We start from the raw sequence: 993 nt of genomic DNA, 5'->3' as shown, positions 1-993 counted from the left end.
TGTCGCCGCCGCCGCCGCAGGCTGCGACGCTCAGCCGAACAGCGGGGCCATGGTGCCGGCGGCCGCGTCGCCGCCCTCGCGTCGCTCCAGCGCCAGCAGCGCGGCCTTGGTCGGCAGGCCGCCACCAAAGCCGGTGAGCGCGCCGTTGGCGCCGATCACCCGGTGGCAGGGGAGCACGATCGGCAACGGGTTGCGGCCATTGGCGGCGCCGACCGCGCGCACCGCACGCGGCTGGCCCACATGCTGCGCCAGTTGCGCGTAGCTCCAGGTCGCGCCGAACGGGATCTCGGCCAATGCCAGCCACACCCGCTTCTGGAAGTCGGTGCCGTGCGGCGCCAGCGGCAGGTCGAAGTGCTCACGCTCGCCGGCGAAGTAGGCCAGCAACTGCTCGCGCGCGGCGCGCACCGGAGCCGGATCGTGCACCCAGTCGGCGCGGCCACGGGCGTCGTAGCGGTTCTCGGGGAACAGGATGTGACGCACGCCATCGCTGCCGACAGCGACGGTGAGCATGCCGATCGGGGTGTCGAAACGGTCGTAGGACAGCGGGGACGCGGTCATGCGCGGGTCTCCTCGGGAGGGTCGTTGGCCAGGTGCCACAGGTGCAGCACCGCGTAGGCGCGCCAGGGACGCCAGGCCTGCGCGCGTGCCTCGGTGGCGCGTTCGCTCAGGCGTGCGCCGTCCGCGCCGAGCATGCGTTGCAGGACCAGGTCGCCGGCGGGGAAGGCGTCGGGCTGGCCGAGCGCGCGCAGGGCGATGTACTGCGCGGTCCAGGCGCCGATGCCGGGCAAGGTGATGGCGTGGGCGACGAAGTCGTCCAGGCGCTGGCCGGCACGGAACGACAGACGGCCGTCCAGCACCGCCTGCGCCAGCGCACGGATCGTCGCCGCACGCGAGCGCGGCAGGCCGATGGCTTCCAGCGGCGCGTCGCGCAGTGCCTGCGGGGTCGGGAAGGCGCGGTCCAGGCCCGGCGGCTGGCCGGGCCGCACGGCGCCA

Annotated in this window: 2 protein-coding genes; both read right to left on the bottom strand. The window is 74.7% G+C overall.

Features of this window, described 5'->3' with window-relative positions; translation table 11 throughout:
- Positions 1-30 precede the first annotated feature (30 nt).
- A complete protein-coding gene (locus tag D183_RS0115125; protein ID WP_017909746.1) occupies positions 31-558 on the bottom strand; it encodes a methylated-DNA--[protein]-cysteine S-methyltransferase in 528 nt (175 codons plus the stop codon).
- A partial coding sequence (locus tag D183_RS24895; protein ID WP_039727928.1) for a DNA methylase occupies positions 555-993 on the bottom strand: 439 nt, incomplete at its 5' end. The genes D183_RS24895 and D183_RS0115125, both read right to left, overlap by 4 nt.

The organism is Xanthomonas sp. SHU 199, from assembly GCF_000364665.1.
GTDB classification, from domain to species: Bacteria; Pseudomonadota; Gammaproteobacteria; order Xanthomonadales; family Xanthomonadaceae; genus Xanthomonas_A; species Xanthomonas_A sontii.
This window is presented reverse-complemented; position numbering and strand designations above follow the sequence as displayed.

Excerpts from the sequence above, each read along its gene's own strand:
- D183_RS0115125 (WP_017909746.1), bottom strand. The coding sequence starts at position 558 with ATGACCGCGTCCCCGCTGTCCTACGACCGTTTCGACACCCCGATCGGC.